The following is a 2,694-nucleotide window of genomic DNA, read 5'->3' as shown; positions in this document are numbered from 1 at the left end:
CCGCGTCGCCTATCTGATGTACACGCAACGAGAGCGCATGGAACGGCACGGCGTCCTCGTCGTGGGACCGAACCCTGCGTTCCTGAACCACATCGGCCGCGTCCTGCCGTCGCTGGGCGAGTCGGACGTGGTGTTCTCGACCGCCGGTGGCCTGCTGCCGGGGCTGCGGACGTCGTTGGAGGACACGCCGGACGTGGCGCGGCTCAAGGGCTCGCTGAAGATGGTGGAAGTTCTCCGCGCGGCCGTCGCGGACCGGCAGCGGCTGCCCGTCTCGCCGATCCCGATCGGCATGAAGGACGTCGTCGTCGAGATCAACGCCGAGACCGCGGAGTGGGCGCGGCAGGAAGCACGCGACAGCGGCCTCCCGCACAACGAGGCCCGCAAGGTGTTCACCGAGATCATCACGTACGTGCTGACCGAGCGTGCCCTGGGCCGGATCGGGAAGGGCTGGCTGTCGCGGTCCGACAAGCAGGGCTGGGAGGACATGCGCTCGGGCCTGCTCAAGGAGCTGGCCGACGACGACCGCTTCGCTGCCGCGCTGGACGAGATGTGGCCGTTGCTGACGCCTGAGGGGCTCCTGGGCTCGTTGTACTCGTCCGCCGCACGTCTCACGGCGGCGGGAGCGGACGCGTCTCTGCACCGCGCTGACGGCGAGGCGTGGACGGTGTCGGACGTGCCGCTGCTCGACGAGCTGCACGAGCTGCTGGGCCGGGACGGCAAGGTGCAGGCCGCCGACGCAGCGGCTTTGGCCGAGAAGCAGGCCGAGGCCCGTTACGCCGCCGAGGTGCTCGACAGCCTCGTCGGCCGCCAGGACCACATGGACGACGAGGACCACCTGTTCGCCACGGACCTCATGTTCGCGGAGGACCTGGCCGACCGGTTCGACGAGCACGACACCCGCACCCTGGTCGAGCGCGCTTCGGCGGACCGCGGCTGGACCTACCGGCACGTGGTCGTGGACGAGGCGCAGGAACTGTCCGAAATGGACTGGCGGGTGCTGATGCGCCGCTGCCCCGGCCGTTCCTTCACCGTGGTGGGCGACCTGGCCCAGCGCCGTTCGTCCGCGGGGGCCTCGTCGTGGGGCCAGATGCTCGACCCGTACGTGCCGGGCCGCTGGATCTACCGCTCGCTGACGGTCAACTACCGCACGCCGGCCGAGATCATGGCGGTCGCCGCCCAGGTGCTCGCCGAGTTCGCGCCGGACGTGCAGGCGCCGGAATCGGTGCGTGCCAACGGAGTCCAGCCGTGGGCACGTCAGGTTCCGGTCGCCGAGCTGCCCGGCGCGATCGCTTCGTTCGTTGCCGAGGAGGCTTCGTTCGAAGGCACCAGCGTGGTGATCGGGCCGCCCGGTGTGCCCGGCACGATTCCCGCCTCCGAGACCAAGGGCCTGGAGTACGACTCGGTTCTCGTCGTCGCGCCGGAACAGATCCTGGCCGACGGACCGCGCGGGGCGGCCGAGCTGTACGTGGCGCTGACCCGTGCCACGCAACGACTCGGCGTGCTGCACCACGAACCGCTGCCGGCCGCGCTGTCCGGTCTGGGTGAGCCGGTGCACCGATGAGCGGTTCAGCAGGGCCCTGATCAGCCCTAGGATGGGCGGAAGTCTGGGGGGACTGCTCGCGTCGGCCAGACGATCACATCCGCGTCTCGCCGAACGGGGGCCTTCCATGACTCCGCCCATCCCACCCACTCCGCCGGACGAGCCGGTCAACGTGTGGGCGCCACCCGCCGGCCCGCCCGTGCCACGGCCCGTCTACCCGGCCTACTCCACCCCGCCCGCCGCGCCGGAACCGCGAACCTCCAGCGCGGGCGTGGTGATCGCGACCGGGTTCGGTGTGCTGGTGCTCGTGATGTTGTGCATCGCCTTCTACTCGATGTCGAAGTACGACAGCGATCCGGTCGCCGTCAGCACCACGTCCAGCTCGCCCACGACCACGACGCCGGCCAAGCCGTTCGCGGAGGTCGGCGACTGCGTGAAGCTGACCGGCACGTCGATCGACCTCAAGTACGACAAGGTCTCCTGCGAAGGAGGCCTGCACAACTACACGGTCGGCAAGGTGCTCGGCGGCCAGAGCGAGAAGTGCGGCGAGGACCCCGCCGCGTACACGAAGTACAAGGGCCACTCCGGCTACAAGAGCGTGGCCCTGTGCATGATCCCGGTGTTCGTCGACGGCCAGTGCTACGACTTCTCGCTCTCCGGCCTCTACGCCGAGATCAAGACGGTGGAGTGCGGGGCGTTCCAGTCGGCGAAGGCGAAGGTGCTCGCGAACACAGTGGACAAGGCGGCGTGCGGGGAGTCGCCGGCGCTGGCCGTCGCGTACCCGGAGATCAGGACGACCTACTGCTTCACACAGGCCTTTTAGGGCGGCCACTGAAGGTTTGAGGCCACACGATCAGGTAGTTGCGCAGGTAGGCACGCACGACCACGATGAGTGCATGCATATTGCACGCATCGGCGGTAGTGTGGTGCACATGAGCGAGCCGATCGACGAGCCGTCCCGCGCGGTGCAGATCCGCGAGGTCCCCGGCGACGTCGTGGACATCCTTCAGGCGCGCGCGGCCAAGTCCGGGCTGTCACTGACCACCTACCTGCGCAACCACCTGGTCGAACTGGCCAGGAAGCCGTCGATGGCCGAGCTCTACGAGCGGTCGAGTCGCCGCGACTGGGGCGTCGACCGCTCCACCATCGTCGGC

The 2,694-nt window shown here is 69.3% G+C and carries 3 protein-coding genes; all 3 read left to right on the top strand.

The features are described from left to right. Window positions 1-1,561 (top strand): helicase (locus tag UK23_RS39240; RefSeq protein ID WP_045316865.1); only part of this gene is annotated, 1,561 nt, incomplete at its 5' end. Window positions 1,562-1,667: 106 nt separating this feature from the next. Continuing rightward, entirely contained in the window at window positions 1,668-2,363 is a 696-nt protein-coding gene (locus UK23_RS39235) for an LppU/SCO3897 family protein (RefSeq protein WP_045316863.1), read from the top strand. A gap of 109 nt (window positions 2,364-2,472) precedes the next feature. Continuing rightward, a partial coding sequence (locus UK23_RS39230; protein WP_156213708.1) for a hypothetical protein occupies window positions 2,473-2,694 on the top strand: 222 nt, incomplete at its 3' end.

Source organism: Lentzea aerocolonigenes, from assembly GCF_000955955.1.
Taxonomy (GTDB): domain Bacteria; phylum Actinomycetota; class Actinomycetes; order Mycobacteriales; family Pseudonocardiaceae; genus Lentzea; species Lentzea aerocolonigenes_A.
Note: the sequence above shows the minus strand (reverse complement) of the source record. Positions and strands in the feature narration are given on the sequence as shown.